20 protein-coding genes are annotated in these 20554 nt (G+C 69.0%); 13 read left to right on the top strand and 7 right to left on the bottom strand.

All coding sequences use genetic code 11. The features are described 5' to 3' along the window. Positions 1 to 13 precede the first annotated feature (13 nt). The gene (locus ACIHIX_RS25305; protein WP_399959814.1) at positions 14 to 1138 is read left to right on the top strand and encodes a cellulose binding domain-containing protein; all 1125 of its coding nucleotides are present in this window, start codon (positions 14 to 16) and stop codon (positions 1136 to 1138) included. 259 nt (positions 1139 to 1397) lie between these two features. Next, positions 1398 to 2420 carry a LacI family DNA-binding transcriptional regulator gene (locus ACIHIX_RS25300; protein WP_399959812.1) on the top strand — a complete coding sequence of 341 codons (1023 nt, stop codon included), beginning with the start codon at positions 1398 to 1400 and terminating at the stop codon, positions 2418 to 2420. 67 nt (positions 2421 to 2487) lie between these two features. On the opposite strand, the gene ACIHIX_RS25295 is transcribed toward ACIHIX_RS25300, so the two are convergent. Then, on the bottom strand, positions 2488 to 2883 hold the full coding sequence (locus ACIHIX_RS25295; protein WP_399959810.1) for a hypothetical protein: 396 nt from the start codon (positions 2881 to 2883) through the stop codon (positions 2488 to 2490). A gap of 545 nt (positions 2884 to 3428) precedes the next feature. Between ACIHIX_RS25295 and ACIHIX_RS25290 the strand changes: the two genes are divergently transcribed. Genes ACIHIX_RS25290 through ACIHIX_RS25275 form a run of 4 tightly spaced genes read left to right on the top strand, consistent with a single transcriptional unit; the run spans position 3429 to position 7265 of the window. After that, complete coding sequence (locus ACIHIX_RS25290) at positions 3429 to 4640, top strand: RNA-guided endonuclease InsQ/TnpB family protein (RefSeq protein WP_399959808.1); 1212 nt, start codon at positions 3429 to 3431, stop codon at positions 4638 to 4640. 54 nt (positions 4641 to 4694) lie between these two features. Beyond that, complete coding sequence (locus tag ACIHIX_RS25285) at positions 4695 to 5840, top strand: cytochrome P450 (protein ID WP_399959806.1); 1146 nt, start codon at positions 4695 to 4697, stop codon at positions 5838 to 5840. A gap of 31 nt (positions 5841 to 5871) precedes the next feature. After that, entirely contained in the window at positions 5872 to 6069 is a 198-nt protein-coding gene (locus ACIHIX_RS25280) for a ferredoxin (RefSeq protein ID WP_399959804.1), read from the top strand. After that, on the top strand, positions 6066 to 7265 hold the full coding sequence (locus ACIHIX_RS25275) for an NAD(P)/FAD-dependent oxidoreductase (protein WP_399959802.1): 1200 nt from the start codon (positions 6066 to 6068) through the stop codon (positions 7263 to 7265). The genes ACIHIX_RS25280 and ACIHIX_RS25275 overlap by 4 nt, the downstream gene beginning before the upstream one ends. Here the strand turns inward: ACIHIX_RS25275 and ACIHIX_RS25270 are convergent. After that, positions 7250 to 7606 carry a hypothetical protein gene (locus ACIHIX_RS25270; protein WP_399959800.1) on the bottom strand — a complete coding sequence of 119 codons (357 nt, stop codon included), beginning with the start codon at positions 7604 to 7606 and terminating at the stop codon, positions 7250 to 7252. The genes ACIHIX_RS25275 and ACIHIX_RS25270 overlap by 16 nt on opposite strands. 206 nt (positions 7607 to 7812) lie before the next feature. Further along, complete coding sequence (locus ACIHIX_RS25265) at positions 7813 to 8460, bottom strand: hypothetical protein (protein WP_399959798.1); 648 nt, start codon at positions 8458 to 8460, stop codon at positions 7813 to 7815. A gap of 28 nt (positions 8461 to 8488) precedes the next feature. Between ACIHIX_RS25265 and ACIHIX_RS25260 the strand changes: the two genes are divergently transcribed. Continuing rightward, complete coding sequence (locus tag ACIHIX_RS25260) at positions 8489 to 8626, top strand: hypothetical protein (RefSeq protein ID WP_399959796.1); 138 nt, start codon at positions 8489 to 8491, stop codon at positions 8624 to 8626. Positions 8627 to 8751: 125 nt separating this feature from the next. On the opposite strand, the gene ACIHIX_RS25255 is transcribed toward ACIHIX_RS25260, so the two are convergent. The 3 genes from ACIHIX_RS25255 to ACIHIX_RS25245 form a co-directional block, all read right to left on the bottom strand. Continuing rightward, positions 8752 to 9117: a hypothetical protein gene (locus ACIHIX_RS25255; protein ID WP_399960207.1), complete on the bottom strand. Its 366-nt coding sequence runs from the start codon at positions 9115 to 9117 to the stop codon at positions 8752 to 8754. An 83-nt stretch (positions 9118 to 9200) separates the two neighbouring features. After that, positions 9201 to 9965 carry a response regulator gene (locus ACIHIX_RS25250; RefSeq protein WP_399959794.1) on the bottom strand — a complete coding sequence of 255 codons (765 nt, stop codon included), beginning with the start codon at positions 9963 to 9965 and terminating at the stop codon, positions 9201 to 9203. Then, positions 9962 to 11323, bottom strand: a complete 1362-nt coding sequence (locus ACIHIX_RS25245) for a sensor histidine kinase (RefSeq protein WP_399959792.1) — start codon at positions 11321 to 11323, stop codon at positions 9962 to 9964. Before ACIHIX_RS25245 ends, ACIHIX_RS25250 begins: the two co-directional genes overlap by 4 nt. A 1085-nt stretch (positions 11324 to 12408) precedes the next feature. Here ACIHIX_RS25245 and ACIHIX_RS25240 point away from each other — a divergent pair. Both ACIHIX_RS25240 and ACIHIX_RS25235 read left to right on the top strand, forming a co-directional pair. Then, a complete protein-coding gene (locus ACIHIX_RS25240; protein WP_399959790.1) occupies positions 12409 to 13842 on the top strand; it encodes a glycoside hydrolase family 43 protein in 1434 nt (477 codons plus the stop codon). A 364-nt stretch (positions 13843 to 14206) separates the two neighbouring features. After that, positions 14207 to 15763, top strand: a complete 1557-nt coding sequence (locus ACIHIX_RS25235; RefSeq protein ID WP_399959788.1) for an alpha-L-arabinofuranosidase B — start codon at positions 14207 to 14209, stop codon at positions 15761 to 15763. A gap of 205 nt (positions 15764 to 15968) precedes the next feature. Here the strand turns inward: ACIHIX_RS25235 and ACIHIX_RS25230 are convergent, their stop codons facing one another. Then, positions 15969 to 16286, bottom strand: coding sequence for an expansin EXLX1 family cellulose-binding protein (locus ACIHIX_RS25230; protein WP_399959786.1), 318 nt, complete (start codon positions 16284 to 16286; stop codon positions 15969 to 15971). Positions 16287 to 16952: 666 nt separating this feature from the next. Between ACIHIX_RS25230 and ACIHIX_RS25225 the strand changes: the two genes are divergently transcribed. From ACIHIX_RS25225 to ACIHIX_RS25210, 4 genes are all read left to right on the top strand, one after another. Beyond that, the gene (locus ACIHIX_RS25225; RefSeq protein ID WP_399959784.1) at positions 16953 to 17969 is read left to right on the top strand and encodes a pirin family protein; all 1017 of its coding nucleotides are present in this window, start codon (positions 16953 to 16955) and stop codon (positions 17967 to 17969) included. A gap of 246 nt (positions 17970 to 18215) precedes the next feature. Next, a complete protein-coding gene (locus ACIHIX_RS25220) occupies positions 18216 to 18686 on the top strand; it encodes a MarR family winged helix-turn-helix transcriptional regulator (protein WP_399959782.1) in 471 nt (156 codons plus the stop codon). A 74-nt stretch (positions 18687 to 18760) separates the two neighbouring features. Beyond that, on the top strand, positions 18761 to 19867 hold the full coding sequence (locus ACIHIX_RS25215; protein WP_399959780.1) for an LLM class flavin-dependent oxidoreductase: 1107 nt from the start codon (positions 18761 to 18763) through the stop codon (positions 19865 to 19867). 223 nt (positions 19868 to 20090) lie between these two features. After that, complete coding sequence (locus ACIHIX_RS25210; RefSeq protein WP_399959778.1) at positions 20091 to 20522, top strand: tetratricopeptide repeat protein; 432 nt, start codon at positions 20091 to 20093, stop codon at positions 20520 to 20522. Positions 20523 to 20554 lie beyond the last annotated feature (32 nt).

Below are 20554 nucleotides of genomic sequence, written 5' to 3'. Positions count from 1 at the left end.
GCGGAGGAACTGCATGCAACCCGTACAGCACAAGCCAGGAACGCGAGCCCTGTGGGGCGCCGTGCTGACCGCTCTCGTCGCACTCGCGGCGCTGCTCGGCTCGGCTCCCGCATCGCAAGCCGACACGACGATCTGCGAGACGTTCGGCAGCACCACCATCCAGGGCCGCTACGTCGTGCAGAACAACCGCTGGGGGACCAGCGCCACCCAATGCATCTCCGTCACGGACTCGGGCTTCAGGATCACCCAGGCCGACGGCTCGGTCCCGACGAACGGTGCCCCGAAGTCGTACCCGTCCGTGTACAACGGCTGCCACTACACCAACTGTTCGCCCGGCACGAACCTGCCGGCCCGGGTCAGCTCCATCGCGAGCGCACCCTCGGGCATCTCCTACAGCTATGTGAGCGGCGCGGTCTACGACGCCGCGTACGACATCTGGCTGGACCCGACACCCCGCACCGACGGTGTGAACCGCACCGAGATCATGATCTGGTTCAACCGTGTGGGCTCCGTGCAGCCGGTGGGCTCACCCGTCGGCTCCGCCACCGTGGCCGGGCGTCAATGGCAGGTGTGGTCCGGCAACAACGGCGGCAACGACGTCCTGTCCTTCGTCGCGCCGTCGGCGATCGACAGCTGGAACTTCGACGTGATGGACTTCGTCCGCCAGGCCGTCTCCCGCGGACTCGCCCAGGACAACTGGTACCTGACGAGCATTCAGGCGGGCTTCGAGCCCTGGCAGAACGGCGCGGGGCTGGCGGTCAACTCGTTCTCCTCCAGTGTGAACCTCGGCGGCGGCACCGGCGGAGGTACGGGTGGCTCGTCGGCCTGCAAGGTGGCCTACGGCACGAACGTGTGGCAGGGAGGGTTCACGGCGGACGTCACCGTGACCAATACGGGCTCCTCGCCCGTCGACGCCTGGAAACTCGCGTTCACGTTGCCGTCCGGGCAGAAGGTCACGAGTGCGTGGAGCGCCCAGGTTTCCCCCTCGTCAGGAGCTGTGACGGCCGGTGGTATGGCCTACAACGCGTCCATCGCACCGGGCGGCCAGGTCTCCTTCGGGTTCCAGGGCACGTATGACGGAGCCTTCGCCAAGCCGTCCGCGTTCACCCTCAACGGCACGTCCTGCGCCACCGCGTGAGGAGACCGGGACGGACAGTCCGGTCCCGGCCGTCCTGAGGGCCTGCCCGCGTCCGACCGCGCGCCCCGGCACCGCGGATCCACCCGGCTGACACGTCTACGGCTGGGCGGATCCGCGGTTCCTCCCCGTGGGCTCCGCCAGAGCGGACCCCGCGATCGAGACCCCTTTCCGGCCGAGCCCGGTCGATCATGTCCGGAAGGCATGTGCCCAAGTGCTCCGCCCCGTAAGATCGGTGATCTCGCGGGTGGGGGAGGTGGTCATGACCGGGCGACGACCTGGAGCGCCGACTCTCGAAGAGGTGGCTGCCCACGCCGGGGTGGGACGAGGCACGGTTTCCCGGGTGATCAACAACGCGGCCGGTGTGAAGGAGTCGACGCGCCGGGCCGTGCAGCGAGCCATCGAAGAACTCGGGTACGTGCCCAATCTCGCGGCCCGTTCCCTGGCCGCCCGGCGTGCGGACGCCGTCGCCCTCGTACTGACCGAGCCGGACTGGAGACAGTTCGCCGAGCCGTTCTTCTCGGAGATCGTCCGCTCACTCGGCGATGCGCTGGCGGACACCGGGATGCAGCTGATGCTGACCCTCGTCCCCTCGAAGATCGAACGGCAGCGCTTCCTGGAATACGCGCGAGGAGGCCGCGTCGACGGCGTGCTGCTGATGTCGGTGCACGCCGACGACAGACTGCCGGACATGCTCGCCGAGGCGCGGGTGCCGACCGTGCTGATGGGGCGTCGCTCGGGTGACGAGTACGTGAGCTATGTCGACGCGGACAACGTGGGCGGCGCCCGCAATGCCGTGTCCCACCTTCTGAAACAGGGCCGCAGGGCGATCGCCACCATCACCGGACCACTGGACATGTATGCCGCGCAGTGCCGACTGCGCGGCTATCAGGACGCGTTGGCGCTGGCCGGCCACAAGACATCACGGTCCTGGGTCGCGGAGAGCGACTTCTCGGAGGAGAGCGGGCGCCGCGCCATGACGCAACTCCTCGAACGGCACCCCGAGATCGACGCCGTCCTCGCCGCCTCGGACACCACGGCGGCCGGGGCGCTGACCGCACTGCGCGCGGCCGGACGCCGGATCCCCGAGGATGTCGCCGTCATCGGTTTCGACGACTTTCCCCTGGCCCAGCGCACCGAGCCGCCCCTGACCACGGTGCGCCAGCCACTGGAGCAGATGGGGCGGGCCATGATCAAGTTGCTGCTGGAGGAGATGGAGGAGCAGTCCGTGGCCTGGCGCCACGTCATCCTCCGCACAGAACTGGTCGTCCGAGAGTCATCCTGACGGCCCTCCGCCTGACGGCTTCAGCAGAGTCCTCTCGTCCCGGTCCCGCGGCCGGCCCGTCGCGGCCCTAGTCGTCGGCGTAGGTCCATTCCTCAATGACCCAAGCGTCGGCGGCAGTTGATCGCCACGCGACGTGTCCAGGTGGCATGGTGGCCAGCGGGGCAAGCGATGGGTCCAAGTCCACGACGTGCTGGAGGTGGAGGACTGACGAGGCGCCCTCGCCGTTGGGATCGTGGACGCCGTCGCTCACGAGCCAGTCGTTCTCGTCATCGTGGATCACCGTCAGGGCTGGGAACTCCCCAGCCGAGACGGTCCTTTGGATGATCGCGAGCAAGGTACGAGGGAAGACCTCTCCTTCGAACGGCCAGCTCAGCTCAGGTTGCATCGATCCCATTCGGGTCATTCTGCGTTCAGCAGCGCAGTGCAGCAACCACAGCCGGCCCTGCTCGGCAGTGGTGGCCACGATCTCAATTTCGACCGATGTGACCGTGACCGGCTGTTCGCTGCAACGCCCCGCTCATCCTCGGCGCAGCAGCGCAGGACCGATGAGTTCTCGCGCGCCTCCCATGTGCCTCTCGCGTGCCTCTTGACGGAGCATTCTGTCAGGCTTGATGATTCCCTCAATTTGGCGTCGTTGTGTACAGGCACTGGCTCGCTGCGGCTGACGGCGGGTGGCGGGTGGCGGATGCCGTCGTCACACAACCCGGGCGGGCAACGGGACGGGGCGCGGAACTCCCACCCCTGCCCTCTGGCCACCCACGGGCCTGCCCGCCGCACAGGCTCGCCGCCGCGCTCCAACGGCTCCTTGAGGAGGACTGTTCATCGGGGCCTTCCTTCGTGGATACCCCGGCCTTCAGGCCGGGGTGGGGGTACCTCCCGCTTGCGGGGGAGAAACGAAGCTCCTGCGGAGCCGGGCAGGGGGCGTCGGTTCGCCGCCGGTGCGGACCGGCGCCCACCGCTTATCGGCCGACTCCTGCTGCTCACACGGGAGTTGGTAGGGTGTGAGGTATGGCGCGGCAGGTCAAGCGGGCGTTCAGGTACCGCCTTTACCCCACGGATGAGCAGGCGGCTGAGCTGTCGCGCACGTTCGGCTGCGTCCGTCTCGTGTACAACAAGGCGCTGGAGGAACGCACCCGGGCCTGGTACGGCGAGCAGCGTCGGATCTCCTACGTGCAGTCCTCGGCCGCGCTCACGCAGTGGAAGAAGACGGAGGAATTGGCCTTCCTGTCGGAGGTGTCCTCGGTTCCGCTGCAGCAGGCGCTGCGTCATCTGCAGACGGCGTTCGCCCACTTCTTCGCCAAGCGTGCGCAGTATCCGCGCTTCAAGTCGCGGAAGAAGTCCCGGGCGTCGGCCGAGTACACCCGCAGCGCCTTCACCTGGCGGGAGGGGAAGCTGACGCTGGCCAAGATGGCCGAAGCCCTGGACATCCGCTGGTCGCGCCCCCTGCCCGAGCAAACGGAGCCGACCACGGTGACCGTGTCCCGGGATGCGGCGGGCCGTTGGTTTGTGTCCCTGCTGTGCGAGGACACCGTCACGGCGGCTCCCGCGACGAGTGCGGCGGTCGGTCTGGACGCCGGGATCACCTCGCTGGTGACTTTGTCCACCGGGGAAAAGGTAGCCAATCCCCGGCACGAGCGCCGCGACCGTGCCCGCCTTGCCCGCGCGCAGCGGGAGCTGTCGCGCAAGGCGAAGGGCTCTGCTAACCGGGAGAAAGCCCGGCGCAAGGTCGCCAAGATCCACGCGCGGATCGCTGACCGGCGCCGCGACTTCCTGCACAAAGTGACCTCGCGCATCGTCCACGAGAACCAAGTGGTCGTGATCGAGGACCTGACCGTCCGCAACCTGCTGAAGAACGGCAAGCTCGCGCGCGCCATCTCGGATGCGGCCTGGACGAACCTGCGGTCCATGCTGGAGTACAAGTGTGCCTGGTACGGGCGTGAACTCGTGGTGATCGACCGGTGGTTCCCCTCCAGCAAGCTGTGCGGGAACTGCGGCATGATCGCGCCGGAGTTGCCGTTGAACGTCCGCGAGTGGACATGCGGGCACTGCGGTGTGGTGCATGACCGTGACGTGAACGCGGCACGTAACATCCTGGCCGCCGGGCTGGCGGCGTCTGCCTGTGGCGACGGTGTAAGACCTCAACGGGAGTCCTCCCGGACGGGGCGGTCGTCGGTGAAGCAGGAACCCCAGCGGGCGACCGCTGGAATCCCCCGCCTTTAGGCGGGGGAGGAAGTCAAGCCCACACGTAGGGAGATTCCCGTCTACCACCCCGACTTGTACTCGGCATCGGCCATCCGCGACACGTATCCGCACTACGCCGCGTTGCGCCACCTGGGCCCCGTGGTCTGGCTGAGCAAGCACAAGGTCTACGCCCTGCCGCGATACGCCGAATGCAAGCAGGTGCTGCTCAACGACGAGACCTTCGTCTCCTCGGGCGGCGTCGCCCTGAACCCCGTCACCAACCGCATGGGCCAGGGCACCACCCTGTTCAGTGACGGCGACGACCATGCCCGCCGCCGCTCCCTGCTCGCGCACCGCCTCACCCCCAGGGCGCTGCGCACCATGAAGGACAGGGTCGACCAGCAGGCGGTCGCCGTGGCCGGGGCCGCTGTCGCCCAACGCACCGTCGATGCGGTGGAGGTCGCCATGGCCCTGCCGATGTCCGTCGTCCCCGACCTGGTCGGCTGGCCCGGACAGGGCCGCGAGCATCTGCTGCGCTGGGCCGGCGCCACCTTCGACGCCCTGGGCCCGCTCAACTGCCAGGCGGTGCGCACACTTCCCGCGTCCGTCGGCATGCTGCGCTACGCGCGCGGTGTCGTCCGCGACCGGTCGGTGCTGGACGGCAGCCTGGGCCACGACCTGCTGCGCGCCACCGACGAGGGCCGGATCATGCCGGCCGACTGCGCCAGCATGATGATCGACTACCTGGCACCCTCCCTCGACACCACCATCAGCGCCATCTCCAGCGCGCTGCACCTGTTCGCCACCCACCCCGAACAGTGGCGCCTGCTGAAGGCGGATCCCGACCTCGTGGCGAACGCGGTCAACGAGGTCGTACGGTACGAGTCCCCGATCCGGGGCTTCTCCCGGACGGCAGCCCATGACACGGAACTCGCGGGCATCCTCCTGCCCAAGGGCTCCCGGGTGCTGGTCCTGTACGGCTCCGCAAACCGCGACCCGTTGGAGTGGGACGACCCGGACACCTTCGACATCCGCCGCGACGCCGCCCGCCAACTCGGCTTCGGACAGGGCACCCACGGCTGCGCCGGCCAGGGCCTGGCCCGCATGGAGACCTCCGCGATGCTCCGCGCCCTGGTCGAGAAGGTCGACCGCATCGAACCGGCCGGCACACCCGAGTGGGCCCTGAACAACGTCATCCACCGCCTTGAGCGCCTGCCGCTCGAACTCATCCCGGCCTAGACCCCACCGCACGCCCTGTGAGGACCGCACCATGAAGATCTCCGTCGACTACACCCGCTGCGAGGGCCACGGCCTGTGTGCGGAACAGGCTTCAGGTGTTTTCAGCCTGGACGACGACGCCGAACTCACCTTCCACTTCGAGGGCGCCGAGGTTCCCGAGGAACACCGGCCTGCCTCCCACGCGGCGGTCAACGCGTGCCCGGTCGCCGCCCTGCGAGTCCTGTCGTGACCGCACCGCACTCGGTGCTCATCGTCGGCGAGTCACTCGCCGGCACCTCCGCCGCCCGCCACCTGCGCACCCTGGGCCACACCGGACCGGTCACGATCATCGGCGCAGAAGAAGAAGGCGCCTACTCCCGCCCGCCCCTGTCCAAGGCAGTTCTGATGGACCCGACCGCCGACCACACCCTGGGGCTGTCCCTCGACGGGCTCGGCATCGGCGTCATCCGCTCGGCCGCCGTCGCGGCCGACCCTCGGCACCGCACCGTCACGACCGCCGACGGCCGCCGGATCGGTTACGACGCACTGATCATCGCCACCGGCGCGGACGCCCGCCGACTCGCCGCCCCCGACCAGCGGGGCGAACTCGTCCTGCGCACCCTCGACGACGCCCGCCTGCTCCGCACCCGCCTGGCCGACGCCGCTACGGCGATCGTGATCGGCGCCGGCTTCCTGGGCATGGAGGTGGCCAGCGCCTGCGCCGCCCGCGGCATCGCGGTCACCGTCGTGGACACCGACCGGCCGCTGCAACGCATCCTCGGCGGCTACCTGTCCGCCGCCATCACCGCACGGGCTGCGGCGCACGGCATCCGCTTCGTGCAGTCCACAGGCTTTGCCGCCCCCGCCGGGGACCCGGTGCGCGGCGTGCTGTTCCCTGACGGCATCGAGCTCACCGCAGACCTCGTGGTGACCTGCGCCGGAGAGGCGCCCTGTATCGACTGGCTGGACGGGACGGGCCTCGCCGACCGCCTCGGCGTCGGCATCGACGACGCCTGTGCCACCACCGTTCCCGGCGTGTTCGCCGCCGGCGACGTCACATACCTTCGCGGCAACGCCACCCGTCCCCACCGGCGCGCGCCCTTCTGGTCCAACGCCGTCGCCCAGGGCAGGACCGCGGCCGCCTCCGCCCTCGGTCTCCCTCCATCCGGACCGTCGCAGGACGACTACTTCTGGACCGAGATCGCCGGTCTGTCCGTCAAGATCGTCGGCCATCTGCCGCTCCTGGGCGAACCGACCACGGTCGAGGGCAGTGTGGCCGAGGGACGTGCACTGCTGACCTGGACCCACACCGACGGAACAGCGACGGCGGTCGCGTACGGACGGCGCCAACCCATAACCGCGCTAAGGCGCTTGGCTGCCACATCCCGGCTGCCGGTCGACTTGGCGCAGCCCGCACGCGTCGCCGTAGCTCAGTGGTCGGAATAGCTGAAGTCGCCCACGGTCCAGGCGCTGACGTCCTCGATCGCAACCCGGTACATCCCGCCGGTCTCCGGAATTCCCATAGCGCCCTGCAGGATCCGGGCTACATGGAAGTGCAGATGCGTAGGCGGCCCGTGCGTCGCGGGGGTGTTGAAGACAGTGGCGAACTCGCCCACATGGGCGGAATCCGTCAGCACCTCCGAGACCCTCTGTCGCCACACTGCTTCCGGAGCCAGCCGACCGGTGATGACAGCACCACCGGTGACCACGGTCAGGGACATCTGATTGCTCTGGCCGGACTCCACCAAGGCGGCGAGGTCAACCAGCAGTTCGTCAGGCTTCGACACGAGGCGGATTATATTCACCCGCCGACCGGATGCCCGACGGGTGACGGTCTAGGCGTGGGCGACGCGACCGGCGGCAGCTCTCAGCGGGTGCCGACATCTGGCCGCGCCCGCTCTCCCTGGACAGCGAGTGTGCCTGACCAAGGCGGTGCGGTTCGACGGCAGTTGGAAGCGGGGCGGCCCCCGGATCGTGCGGCGGCCGGGGCGGTTCAGGCGGGGCCTTCGAAGGCGGGGTGCCGGCCCGCCCGGCGTCGAACGAAACCGCGTCGGCCGGCCAGCAGCGCGAGGCCCGTCCAACCGCCGACGCCCATGGCCAGCGAGCCGAGCCGACCATCGGGGTCGACATCAGAGGCAGCCTCCATGGGGACGACTCCCTCCGGGGCACGGACGACCGTGAGCCGGTCGCCGACCCGCCACTCCGGGGCGCTCCCGTCGTAGTCGAGCGTCTCCGTGAGCTTGTCGCCGGAGGGACCGACGAGGGAGAAGCGGTGGTTCGAGCCGCCGTCCTGGGCGGCGCTGTCGGCCGTGATGCGGACCGTCTCGCGCACGCCCCGCAGGTCCAGCGCGGCTTCGGGGGCGTACTGGACCGAGCCGACGAGGACGAACACCGCGGGCAGGACCGAGAGAACGGCCAGCCACCACGCGTGGTGCAGGAAGCGCAGGAGGATCACGAAGACGAGGCACCCGACGAAGCCGGTGATGATCGGGATCACATCCACGCCCAGGGCGAGATACGCGATCCCGGTGTTGACCGCGGCGATGATCCAGCCGATCCCCACCACGAAGAGCGTGAACAGGAAGTATGTCCCCCGATTGATGGTGCTGGCCTGCGACTTCTTCATGTCCACTGCGGTCATTCGCGGCAGCATAGCCAGCCTTGCCACCATGCCCGACGACGGGCTACGGCCTCCGGCGCGGTGGCAGGGCGGTGGCGACGACAAACAGGCCGAAGAGGGTGACGGGCAGCAGCCCGACGGGACGGAGAGCATGACCGCGGCGGCCGGCATCGGGGCGTGGCTGTAGGCGCTGAGCCGGCCTGTCGCCAGAGAGTAGGCGTGCGCTCCTGCTCCCTTCCAGGAAGCCGATGGCGTACGCCGCCACGCGGCACCGGACCCACAGCGGACGACCCGGTCGCACCGCCGTCCCGGTCACAGCCGGTCCGTCAGATCCTCCGCGAACACGTGCGACAGAGGTTGCGGTCCCACGTACTGCTGGCAGTTGCACTGGCCGGCCTCGTAGTGCAGCGGCTTCTTGTCCTCGTCCCAGGCCGTCGGTACTTCGACGCGCTCGTGGCACCGGCCCTGCTTGTCGTGTTTGGCCAGGTGGTGCGTGCAACCGCACACCGGCTCCGGCGGCTTGTTCGCCGACTCGATGGCCAGGCGTTCCTGTTGCGCCGCCTCCATCAACTGCAGTTTCCGCTCATGCCGATTGCGCAGTGCGGTGCGGACGGTGTCGGCCGCCCATGCGAAGCCGCCCGTCCAGAAGATGATGAGAACCCACCAGAACCAGTCCACCGGCTGACCTCCCCCTGTCTCGCCGAGCGCCAGCATAGAGGGCGTCCTCGGGGCGCCTCCTGCGGGTAGCGGTGGGCGGGCGGTCAGGGGCTGTCGTCGGCGCCGGTCATCCAGTCGTCCGCGCCGATCGGCGTGATCCGCTGTGAGGCGGGGCTGACCAGTCCCGTCTCGTAGGCGAGGACGACGGCCTGGACTCGGTCGCGGAGTCGGAGTTTGGCGAGGACGCGGCCGACGTGGGTCTTGACGGTGGTCTCGGCCAGGTGGAGGCGGTGGGCGAGTTCGGCGTTGCTCAGGCCCTGAGCGAGCAGGCGCAGGACTTCGAGTTCGCGTCGGGTGAGCATGGTCAGGTCGCGGTGGAGCGCCGCGGCGTCGGAGACCGGGGCCTGTGGGACGTACGCCTCGGAGGTGGTCGCTGCCTGGCGGGCGTATCGCTCGACGAGGCGCCGGGTGATGGTGGGGGCGAGCAGGGCGTCGCCGGTGCGGACCATGCGGACGGCGGAGACCAGGTGTTCGGGGGTGACGTCCTTGAGGAGGAAGCCGCTGGCCCCGGCGGAGAGGGCCGCGTAGACGAGTTCGTCGAGGTCGAACGTGGTCAGGATGATCACCCGCGGCGCGTCCGTGGTGTCCCCGTCCAGGATGCGGCGGGTGGCCTCCAGGCCGTCCAGTTCGGGCATCCGGATGTCCATCAGGACGACGTCGGGCCGGGCCCGCCGGACCGCGTCGACGGCCTCGATGCCGTTGGCCGGCTCGGCGATCACGTCGATGCCGTGCGCGGTGAGGATCATCCGGAAGCCGGTGCGGACCAGGGCCTGGTCGTCGGCGACGACGACGCGCAGCGGGGCGGTCACACGGTCTCCAGGGGAACCAGGGGGATGAGTGCGGTGACCCGGTAGCCGCCGGTGAGACGGCGGTTGGTGTGCAGGGTGCCGCCATAGACGGCGAGGCGGTCGCGCAGGCCGGTCAGTCCTCGGCCGTTGCCGGTGGCCGCGGACGCCGACGGGTCCCCTCCGGTGTCGGTGACCTCCACGCGGAGCCGGCCGGTCTCCTGTGCGACGGTCACGGTCGCGCTCGCTCCGGAGGCGTGCTTGACCGTGTTCGTCAGGGCCTCTTGTACAACGCGGTAGGCGGCCAGCCCGACGCCGGCGGGCACGTCGTTCGGTGCGCCGGTGAGGTGCAGGGTGACCGGGACGCCGGTCTGGCGCACGCGGGCGATCAGGGACTCCAGTTGGTCGAGGCCGGGCTGGGGAGTGAGGTCGACGGTGGCGGCCAAAGCGGGGGCGTCGTCGTCCGTCTCCATGGTGAGCAGGCCGAAGGCGTGCCGCAGTTCGGCCAAGGCCGCCCGGCCGCCGGCCTCGGCGGCGAGCAGTGCCTCGCGGGCTTGGTCGGGGGCCGCTTCCATGACCGTGCGGGCCGCGCCGGTCTGGATGACCATCATGCTGACGTTGTGGGTGATGACGTCGTGCAGTTCACGGGCGATGCGGGCCCGCTCCAGTTCGGCCGCGCGGCGCAGTTCCTCGGCCCGTTCGCGTTCGAGTACGGACATCCGCGTCCGGCTCTCGTCGGCGCGCAGCATCCAGGTGCGCAGCCCGACGGTCGCCATGAGGAGGGGGACGAGGACCAGCAGCGGGACGTACTGGTTGGGGACCGGGGTCGACGGCGAGACCATCACCCCGTCGCTGTCACCGGCGACCGCGAGCACCAGCACCGGCAGGCTCGCCAGGGTGGCCGCGCGGTACGGGCTGTAGGCCGCGGCGCTGTAGGCGGCGACGACACAGGCGTAGAAGACCAGCCGCCGGGCGTCGTGCGGGGTGAGGACGGCCGCGGCCGTCACGATCCACAGCACGGCCAGCGGATATCTGCGACGCAGCACCAGTGGCGCCCAGGCGAGCACGCTCAGGGCCACGGCGGCGATCACGCTGCTCGTCTCCGTCGCACGGACGAGCGGGGCGATGCCGTCGTTGGAGTCGCGCACCAGGTCGGCCCCGCTGTCGACGGCCCAACTGAGCATGACGAAGCCGCAGACCACCACCAGGATCCCGTCGAAGGCGAGACTGCGACGGGCGGGGCGCGGCAGCGGGCCGCTCGGGCGTCGCAGCAGCCTTCCCCCGTCACGCAGCGGGTGCCGCAGCAGCCCGAGCCCCTCCAACACAGGACGCTTCAGCCGCCCAACCCCGTCTTCCAGCCGGTGTGCCACTGCCGCGCTCATCACCGAGGCATTGTGACCGATGCGCGGACACGGGGGCATCCTGCCAACTGACCACTCCCGCCCTCCCTCTGTCCTTCCCACGTCTACGTCTCAGGGATGACACAGGACGCCCTCATCCGATCGAGCCACGCAAATGCCTCGGCCGACCGACGCGCCCACCCCTCCTGTGTCTGCGGCACGAGGGACGTCTGCTCGACGCAGCGTCCAAGTTCGTCGAGCAGGGCGGCGGACGGGCAGCCGTCCCTGGGGCTGCCGCGGTGCTGGGCGGACAGGTACCAGCGCACGCTCTGTTGGAGTCAGGCGTGGCCGGGCGCCGCCCGTTCGAGTGTTTCTTCGAGCGGTGAACCTCTAACCGTCACGAACGCACGGCCGACGCGGTCGATGGCTACGTCCGTGCGTTCTCCCGCCCCGGGCGCCCTGCACGCGAGCTTCGACGACTACCGCGCCATGCAGCAGGACATCGCCCTCGACGACATCGACGCCGCCGAGGGCCGCCGGCTCACCATGCCGGTACCGGCCCTTCATCCCAGACGAGCAGCCAGAGGAACTGATGGCGCATCTGCGCGGCTTTCAGGCCGGCAGGACCGAAGCGGTGAAATGGTCGTGGCCGCGTCGCACGAGGGTCCTGGGCGCGCGGCCGGCCGCTGAACTCCCTGCGTTTCGCACGCCGTTCGTGAATTCGGCCAGACCGTAGATCCTGCGCTCGCCCCTGTCAACGCTTTGGTCGAAGAGCGTCCGACGAGTTGGCTGACGCGTGCCATGAAAGGCCCATGGATTGTCGGATGTATTGACGCCTCCCGATTTCCCCACTTAATGTCTGCCCGATTCTACGAACGTTGTTCGATATCCCGCACTTCAGAATCGATCCACCCCTGGCTGACCGAGGCCGCAACTCGGTCACCGCCGCTGATATCCCAGCATTCCGAAGGCTGCCACCGCCGTGCCGGACCCCAGTGAACAGGAGCCCTCTGAGGACAGCCCCCTTCCGGATCGTGCGGTAGCCGTCCTGTTCCCCCACCGAGACGAGCTCCCCCGCCACCCCGCTCTTCCCGACGGTGGCAGCTTCACGAAGACAGGAGATCCACATGTCCGCGCTCCGCGCCCGGCTGACGGTGATACTGCTCGCCGCATGCCTCCTCTTCGCCGGCCAGGCCCTGACCACACCCCAACAGGCCGACGCAGCCGATCCGGGTTACCTGATGGTGCACTTCACCGGTGAGGGGGCGACCAACCAGCAGATGTACCTCTCGCACAGCACGGACGGCGTGCACTGGAACGACCTCAACGGCGGCGGGATGGTCCTGCGCTCCACGGTCGGCACGAAGGGGGTGCGCGACCCCGCATTCGTGAGATCCCCCGACGGCAGCAAGTACTGGATCATCGCGACCGACCTGTGCATCGACTGCGGGCAGAGCTGGACGGACTCCATCAACAACGGCAGCCGCAACCTGGTCGTGTGGGAGTCGACGGACCTGGTCACCTGGTCGGAGCCTCGGCTGCTCAACGTCGCCGGCGCGATCCCCGACGGACGCAACGCCTGGGCACCCGAGGCGATCTGGAACCGCGACACCAACGACTACGTCCTGTACTGGGCGACGAACGTGCCCCTCAACGGCAAGACGAAGCACCGCATCTACTACGCCCGCACCAGCGACTTCCGCACCATCACCACCCCGCAGACCTACATCGAGCGCCCCGGCACGCAGGAGATCATCGACACCCAGATCATCGAGATGCCGGCCGGAGTGGGCAACTACCGCTACGTGCGGGCCTCCGGCGACGGCCAGATCACCCTTGAGGGCAGCAACTCCATCCTCGGGACCTGGACCCGGCTCGGCGACCTCTCCGGCATCGGCCTGACCGGGTCGATGGTCGAGGGCCCGATGTGGATGAAGTTCAACGGCACCAACAAGTGGGCCCTCTACCTCGACCAGTACGCCTCCGGCGGCGGCTACATGCCGGTCCTGACCACCGACCCGTCCAATCCCGCCTCCTACCAGAAGCAGGCTTCGGGAACCTACGACATGGGCGGCACGAAGAAGCGCCACGGCTGGATCATGAACCTGACCGCCGCCGAGGAGAGCCGCGTCCTCACCCGCTGGCCCAACACCCCCGCCCAGCGGCTCCAGTCGTACAACTTCCAGGACCGGTACGTGCGCCACGCCAACTTCGACGTGCGCATCGATCCCGGCGTGAGCCCCGCCGAGGACGCCCAGTTCCGGCTGCGCCCCGGCCTCGCGGGCACCGGCACCGTCTCCTTCGAGTCGGTGAACCACCCCGGGTACTTCCTGCGCCACTTCAACTTCGACTTCCAGCTCTCCCGCAACGACGGCACCACCCAGTTCGCCGCGGACGCCACCTTCCGCAAGGTCGCCGGCCTCGCCGACACCGGATGGTCGTCGTTCCAGTCGTACAACTACCCCGACCGCTACATCCGCCACTACGCCTACGAGCTGCGCCTCGACCCGATCACCACCGCGACGGGGCGCGGCGACGCCACCTTCCGTGTGACGAGCTGATCCCACGTCGACAGGGACGTGGGACGCGCTGAGGACACCGGGACGCGACTGCTGCCGGCCCTGGTCCGTCAGGGGGCGAGCTACGCCGGCGGCGGCGCCCGGGTCCGTGAAGCCCGGCTGATGTCCCCGCACGGGCGGATCCGCTGCCGGGCATCGCCTGAGACCACGCGACGCCCCAGGCACAGCACACCGACTGACTCGCCGCTTCCCCTGGAGCCGACGAGCAACCAGCACCGGGCCCGGTGCCGATGAGAGCCGACTCCGGCACCGGGCCCGGCAGCGTCGAGGCAACCCGCGCCGTCGCCACCACCGGACACCGAGGGCGCGTCGACGCATCACACCCCACCCTATGAAGGGGCTCTTCATGATCAAGCCACTGTGGATACGCGGCGTCAGACGCGCGCTGCTCGCGGCCGGTGCCACCGCCGCGCTCGCCGCCGGTCTGCTCACCGCCACAGCCACCCCCTCGCAGGCTGCCACCCAAGGGCCGTGCGACATCTACGCCGCGGGCAACACCCCCTGCGTCGCGGCACACAGCACCACCCGCGCCCTGTACGGCGCCTACAACGGCCCGCTGTACCAGGTCAGGCGTGCCTCCGACAACGCGACCAAGGACATCGGCCTGCTGAGCGCCGGCGGATACGCCGACGCCGCGCAGCAGGACTCCTTCTGCGCGAACACCAGCTGCGTCATCACCGTCGTCTACGACCAGTCACCCAAGGGCAACAACCTCACCCAGGCACCGGGGGGCGGAGCAGCCGGCGGGCCGGACAACCTTGCCAACGCCGTCGAGGCCCCGGTCACCGTCGGCGGGCACAAGGCGTACGGCGTCTACGTGGCCCCCGGCACCGGCTACCGCGACAACAACACCAACGGCATCGCCACCGGCGACCAGCCCGAGGGCATGTATGCCATCTTCAACGGCAAGCACTTCAACGGCGGCTGCTGCTTCGACTACGGCAACGCCGAGACCAACAACCTGGACACCGGCAACGGCCACATGGAGGCCCTCTACTTCGGCAACAGCAAGGCATGGGGCTGGGGCAGCGGCAACGGCCCCTGGGTCATGGCCGACCTGGAGAACGGCCTGTTCTCCGGGGTCAACCGCGGCTTCAACGCCAATGACCCCAGCGTCGACAACCGATTCCTGACCGCCATGCTCAAGGGCAGCCCGAACCAGTGGGCCATCCGCGGCGGCGACGCCCAGTCGGGCGGCCTGTCCACCTTCTACAACGGCATACGCCCCACCGTCTCCGGCTACAACCCGATGCACAAGGAAGGCGCGATCATCCTCGGCATCGGCGGTGACAACAGCAAGTGGGCGCAAGGCACCTTCTACGAAGGCGTCATGACCCAGGGCTACCCCTCCGACGCCACCGAGAACGCCGTCCAGGCCAACATCACCGCCGCCGGCTACAACAGCGGCTCAACCAGCACCGGCTCACTGACCCCCGGCTCCCGGATCTCCCTGCAAGCCACCACCTCGCCCTGCTGCACCTCGCACTACCTGCGCCACAACGACGCCGACACCAAGGCCGTCATCTCCAACATCACCTCCGCCAGCTCGGCCACCGACAAGGCCGACGCCACCTGGATCGTCCGCGCCGGACTGGCCAACACGTCCTGCCTGTCCTTCGAGTCCGCCGACAAACCGGGCCAGTTCCTGCGCCACTTCAACTACCAGCTCAACCTGAACTTCGACGACGGCGGTGGCGCGTTCGCGAAGGACGCCACCTTCTGCCCCACCACGGGCAACAGCGGGGTCGGCAAGTCGTTCCAGTCGTTCAACTTCCCGACCAAGTACATCCGCCACTACAACTTCACGGCCTACATCGCCGGCAACGGCGGCACCAACACATGGGACTCCACGACGTCATGGGCCCAGGACACCAGCTGGCTCATCGCATCTCCCTGGAGCTGACGAGCAACCGGCGGTCGGCACGCGGCCTACCCCCGTCGGCTCAAACTACGAACTGATCAACGTCACCGCGGCATCGGGGCCAGAACAAGGCCACGCCCACGCCGCTTGCAGAATCCACCAGGTCGCTGGGGCGGTATCGGCAACTGCCGCTACGCCCCAGCGATCTTGGAGCCCAGTCATGCTTCAGCGTCGGGCCTCGCACGGGTCAGTGCCGGGCGAACTGGACGCGCGTCGGCTGTACGACGTTCGGCAGCACCGCGAGTGCGCTGACGGTCAGCTGTTCCCCGTAGATGTCGGTGACTCTGGTTGCCTTTCCACAGCCGCTGCCATCAGCGGAAATGAAGTAGTTGAAGCTGGTGCGGGGCAGCTGTCGCCAGCCGTCCCCGGCGCTGACCTCCAGCCGTGCGACCGGGTTGCGGTGACCGATGACCTGGATGCCGCACCAGTAGGCGCTGGACCCCGTCTTGTATTGCGCAAGGCAGAGGGCATTCGCTGGTGATCCGTACCGTGATCGACTTGCCATTGGCCGCGCGGACGAGCACGTACGCGCCACAGGCCCTGGAGGTCTCGTAGTCGGCGGTGTTCATCGCCGCGATCATGAAATCCGGGCTGGGGCCGAACAGACAGGCGCCGTCACGGTGCGGCGGAGCTGCTCGCACTTGGGCTCGTCGACGGGCTCGGCGTCGCTGTCCCGGTAGTGACGCCGGCTTCCGGTCGGTTGGTGACGAGGGGCTTTGCCGCGACCGACCCTGCATCGGCCTGGTGGCTGGAGGGCAACGCCATGACCAGGTAGGCGAGAACGCCTGCGGCAGTCAGCGCGACCGTGGCGCCCAGCATGAGTCTGCGTCTGCGCTGCCGCGCGACCTTCCTCGTTGTCATCACTACCTGTCCGTTCAGGATCGAGCCGATGGTGCACTGGCCAGTGCCCGCCGACGGCGGAAAGGTTGCCGATGACTTCGCGTAGCGCCGTTTCCGGGGCCGCGCGCTGGTTCCGACTTCCCGTACAGCGACTACCTGGCGCACGGCCGGACGGGCTCGCCGCGGCTCGCGACCGCGCTGAGGAGGGGCATGCGGCGGGATCCGATACCTGGGTGCCTGCCGCGTGCCGCGAGGTCGGAGGGGTGATCGGCTTGCTCTTTCGTGGCATTATAGTTGATGTAACAACTAGAACATGTGGGAGGTGCGATCGGTGAGCAACGTGGAAACCGACCCCGCGGCACTGCACTGTGGTGCGACCGTCGACGGCGAGAGGCCGGCCGGAGCGCCCAGGGTCGACGTACTGTCGGCCCGGGACGTCCCCCTGGGCGGTCCGCGCGCGATGCGTGTGCGGCGGACGCTGCCGCAGCGGGACCGGACCCTGATCGGCGCGTGGTGCTTCGCCGATCACTACGGCCCCCATGACATCACCGTCTCCGGGAACATGGACCTCGGCCCCCACCCGCACACCGGGCTTCAGACGGTCAGCTGGCTGTTCAGCGGCGAGATCGAGCACCGTGACACACTGGGCAGCCATGCCCTGATCCGGCCCGGCGAGATGAACCTGATGACCGGTGGGCACGGCATCGCCCACTCGGAGGTCTCCACCCCGAACACCACGATCATCCACGGTGTGCAGCTGTGGGTGGCGCTGCCGGAGCAGCACCGCGATGCCGGGCGGGCCTTCGAGCACTACGTCCCCGAGTCGGCGCACCTGAACGGGGCGGAGGTCCGGGTCTTCCTGGGTTCGCTCGCCGGAGCCGTCTCTCCGGTGCGGACCTTCGCGCCGCTGCTCGGTGCCGATTTCCTCCTCGTGCCGGGTGCGTCGGTGACGTTCGACGTGGACCCGGCCTTCGAGCACGGCCTGCTGGTGGACAGCGGGGACGTCCGCCTGCTCGACACCGTGGTGAAGCCGGCCGAACTCGGTTACGTCCCCTGCGGCGAAGCCGCCCTGACGCTGGTGAACGAGTCGGACACCGCGGCGCGGACGATTCTGCTCGGCGGGCCGCCGTTCGAGGAGGAGATCGTCATGTGGTGGAACTTCGTCGTGCGCAGTCACGACGAGATCGTCAAGGCGCGAGAGGAGTGGGAAGCCTCCTCCGACCGTTTCGGCGTCATCGAGGACTTCCCCGGGGGCCGCATCCCCGCCCCACCCCTCCCCAATGCCGTCATCAGGCCCCGTGGCAACAAGCCGCGCCCGAACGACCAGTTCGGATACCCCGGTTCGTGACCGAAGGCTCCGTCGAACTCTAGGGCGGACGCCACGCAGGTGACAGCCGTGCGGAGCCGTTGTGCGAGTCGCAGGGCCGTGTGTACCCGGATGGGGGGTTGTATGGGCGATGGCCCCGTCGATGGTCCTTTCATGCGGCTGTGTCCGGTAAAGGGTCGGTGAGTGGCTCGACTCCCGACTCCCGGAAGTGGGGGGGGCACACCTCGAGAGGTAGGTGACGAATCAACAAGCCGGTACCCTGGCCGTATGACTCAGCAACCGAAATGGCTCACTCCGGAGGAGCAGGTCGCCTGGCGCAGTGTCGTTCGTATGCACGAGAAGCTGGCCGGTCGGCTCTCCCGTCACCTTCAGCAGGACGCTAACCTTTCGCCCGCCGACTTCGCGGTGCTCGTAGACCTCAGTGAAGCCCCGGACGGCCGCAAGCGCCACGTGGAACTCTCGAGGTGCCTGGAATGGGAGAAGAGCAGGATGTCCCACCAGATCTCCCGGATGGCGCAGAGGGGACTGGTGGCCAGGCAGGAGTGCCGGGAGGACGGGCGCGGCGCGTTCGTGGTCATCACCCCGAAGGGCATGGAGACGATCAAGGCGGCCGTCCCCCGGCACGTCGAGGTCGTCCGTGACCTGTTCGTCGACCTCCTGACACCGGGGGAACTCCGCCAGTTCGCCCTGCTGGCCAACCGCGTGACCGAGCACGTCGAGGGTGCGTCCTCCGTGTGACCGGAATAGTGGCGGGCGGAGGCTCGTTGCAGGGTATTAGTTGATGTATCAACCTCAGAGGAAGGGTGAAGGCGATGCAGTTCGGTATCTTCACCGTCGGCGACGTGGCCCCCGACCCCACCACGGGGCGCGCCCCGAGCGAGCATGAGCGGATCAAGGCCATGGTCGCTCTCGCGCAGAAGGCCGAGGAGGTCGGTCTCGACGTCTTCGCGACCGGTGAGCACCACAACCGGCCGTTCGTGCCGTCCTCGCCGACCACGATGCTGGGCTACGTCGCCGCCCGCACCGAGCGGATCATGCTGTCCACGTCGACCACGCTGATCACCACCAACGATCCGGTGAAGATCGCCGAGGACTACGCGATGCTCCAGCAGCTGGCCGACGGCCGGGTGGACCTGATGATGGGCCGCGGCAACACCGGGCCCGTCTATCCGTGGTTCGGCAAGGACATCCGCGACGGCATCAACCTGGCCATCGAGAACTACGCACTGCTGCGAAGGCTGTGGCGGGAGGACGTCGTCGACTGGGAGGGCCGCTACCGCACGCCGCTACAGGGCTTCACCTCCACGCCGCGGCCGCTGGACGACGTACCGCCGTTCGTCTGGCACGGCTCCATCCGCTCGCCGGAGATCGCCGAGCAGGCGGCGTACTACGGCGACGGCTTCTTCCACAACAACATCTTCTGGCCCAGGGAGCACACCCGGAAGATGATCGAGCTGTACCGCGAGAGGTACGCCCACTACGGGCACGGCACGGCCGAGCAGGCCATCGTCGGGCTCGGCGGGCACGTCTATATGCGGCACAACTCGCAGGACGCCGTCCGCGAGTTCCGCCCGGTCTTCGACCACTCGCCCGTGATGGGCGGCGGTGTGTCCATGGAGGAGTACATGCGGCAGACCCCGCTGACCGTCGGCACCCCCGAGCAGGTCATCGAGAAGACGCTCACCTTCCGCGAGTACGCCGGCGACTATCAGCGCCAGCTGTTCATCGTGGACGGCGGCGGCCTGTCGCTGAAGACCGCGCTGGAGCAGCTGGACATGCTCGGCGAAGAGGTCGTCCCGGTACTGCGCAAGGAGTTCGCGAAGAACCGGCCGGCCGGCGTGCCGGACGCGCCGACCCACGCCTCGCTGCTCGCGGCCCGCGACGCCGATCGCGCCCAGGCCGCCGACCCGGTGGCCTGAGACCGAACGACGAAGGATGTGAAGGGACCTGAAGCAGCTCCCGGCACTCGCTCCTCCTGGAGCGCGCGCTGCGCCCGCTGCTCACATATCTGCGCGCGGTCGTCGTGCCCACCGGGGTGTACGGGGTGGCCGAGGACTGGGATGGAGCAACAGCTGACCGCATTCCGGTCGGCGTGAGGACGTCTGTCCTCCACGAGAGAGCCCGAAGGAGGGCTGAGGACCCATGACCGAGAACTTCAACAGCTACCCGTCGTCCGACGGCGTGGCTCCCGACCGGTGGGCCAGCGCGCTGCACCTGTTCGACAACGGTGCCGGGGCGCCGCATGAGGAGACCACCGTCGAGCGCTGGGAGCGGGCTCGGCTGCTGTTCGACGCCAAGGACTACATCGGCGCCGTCCAGCTGCTGACCGCCGTCGTCGAGGAGGCGCCGGAACAGAACGGCCCGCGGCTGCTGCTGGCGCGCGCCTACTACCACTCCGCCCAACTGGGCCGTGCGGAGAGGCAGTTGCGCGAGATCATCGAGCGCGATCCGGTGGAGCACTACGCCCACCTGATGCTGGGGCGCACGCTGGAACGCCAAGGCAGGCGGGAGGAGGCGGGGCCCTGGCTCCGCCTGGCCGCGGCGTTCTCGGGTGATTTTCCGGACGACGACTGAGGGGGCGCGTCCCGCGCACGAGGAGGCGGGCG

This window comes from Streptomyces sp. NPDC051913, from assembly GCF_044593635.1.
Classification (GTDB): Bacteria; Actinomycetota; Actinomycetes; order Streptomycetales; family Streptomycetaceae; genus Streptomyces.
Note: the sequence above shows the minus strand (reverse complement) of the source record. Positions and strands in the feature narration are given on the sequence as shown.

Excerpts from the sequence above, each read along its gene's own strand:
- ACIHIX_RS25265 (WP_399959798.1), bottom strand. The coding sequence starts at position 8,460 with ATGACCGCAGTGGACATGAAGAAGTCGCAGGCCAGCACCATCAATCGG.
- ACIHIX_RS25230 (WP_399959786.1), bottom strand. The coding sequence starts at position 16,286 with ATGGCAAGTCGATCACGGTACGGATCACCAGCGAATGCCCTCTGCCTT.
- ACIHIX_RS25240 (WP_399959790.1), top strand. The coding sequence starts at position 12,409 with ATGTCCGCGCTCCGCGCCCGGCTGACGGTGATACTGCTCGCCGCATGC.
- ACIHIX_RS25305 (WP_399959814.1), top strand. The coding sequence starts at position 14 with ATGCAACCCGTACAGCACAAGCCAGGAACGCGAGCCCTGTGGGGCGCC.
- ACIHIX_RS25245 (WP_399959792.1), bottom strand. The coding sequence starts at position 11,323 with ATGAGCGCGGCAGTGGCACACCGGCTGGAAGACGGGGTTGGGCGGCTG.
- ACIHIX_RS25280 (WP_399959804.1), top strand. The coding sequence starts at position 5,872 with ATGAAGATCTCCGTCGACTACACCCGCTGCGAGGGCCACGGCCTGTGT.
- ACIHIX_RS25235 (WP_399959788.1), top strand. The coding sequence starts at position 14,207 with ATGATCAAGCCACTGTGGATACGCGGCGTCAGACGCGCGCTGCTCGCG.
- ACIHIX_RS25210 (WP_399959778.1), top strand. The coding sequence starts at position 20,091 with ATGACCGAGAACTTCAACAGCTACCCGTCGTCCGACGGCGTGGCTCCC.
- ACIHIX_RS25290 (WP_399959808.1), top strand. The coding sequence starts at position 3,429 with ATGGCGCGGCAGGTCAAGCGGGCGTTCAGGTACCGCCTTTACCCCACG.
- ACIHIX_RS25300 (WP_399959812.1), top strand. The coding sequence starts at position 1,398 with ATGACCGGGCGACGACCTGGAGCGCCGACTCTCGAAGAGGTGGCTGCC.
- ACIHIX_RS25220 (WP_399959782.1), top strand. The coding sequence starts at position 18,216 with ATGACTCAGCAACCGAAATGGCTCACTCCGGAGGAGCAGGTCGCCTGG.
- ACIHIX_RS25215 (WP_399959780.1), top strand. The coding sequence starts at position 18,761 with ATGCAGTTCGGTATCTTCACCGTCGGCGACGTGGCCCCCGACCCCACC.
- ACIHIX_RS25260 (WP_399959796.1), top strand. The coding sequence starts at position 8,489 with ATGCCCGACGACGGGCTACGGCCTCCGGCGCGGTGGCAGGGCGGTGGC.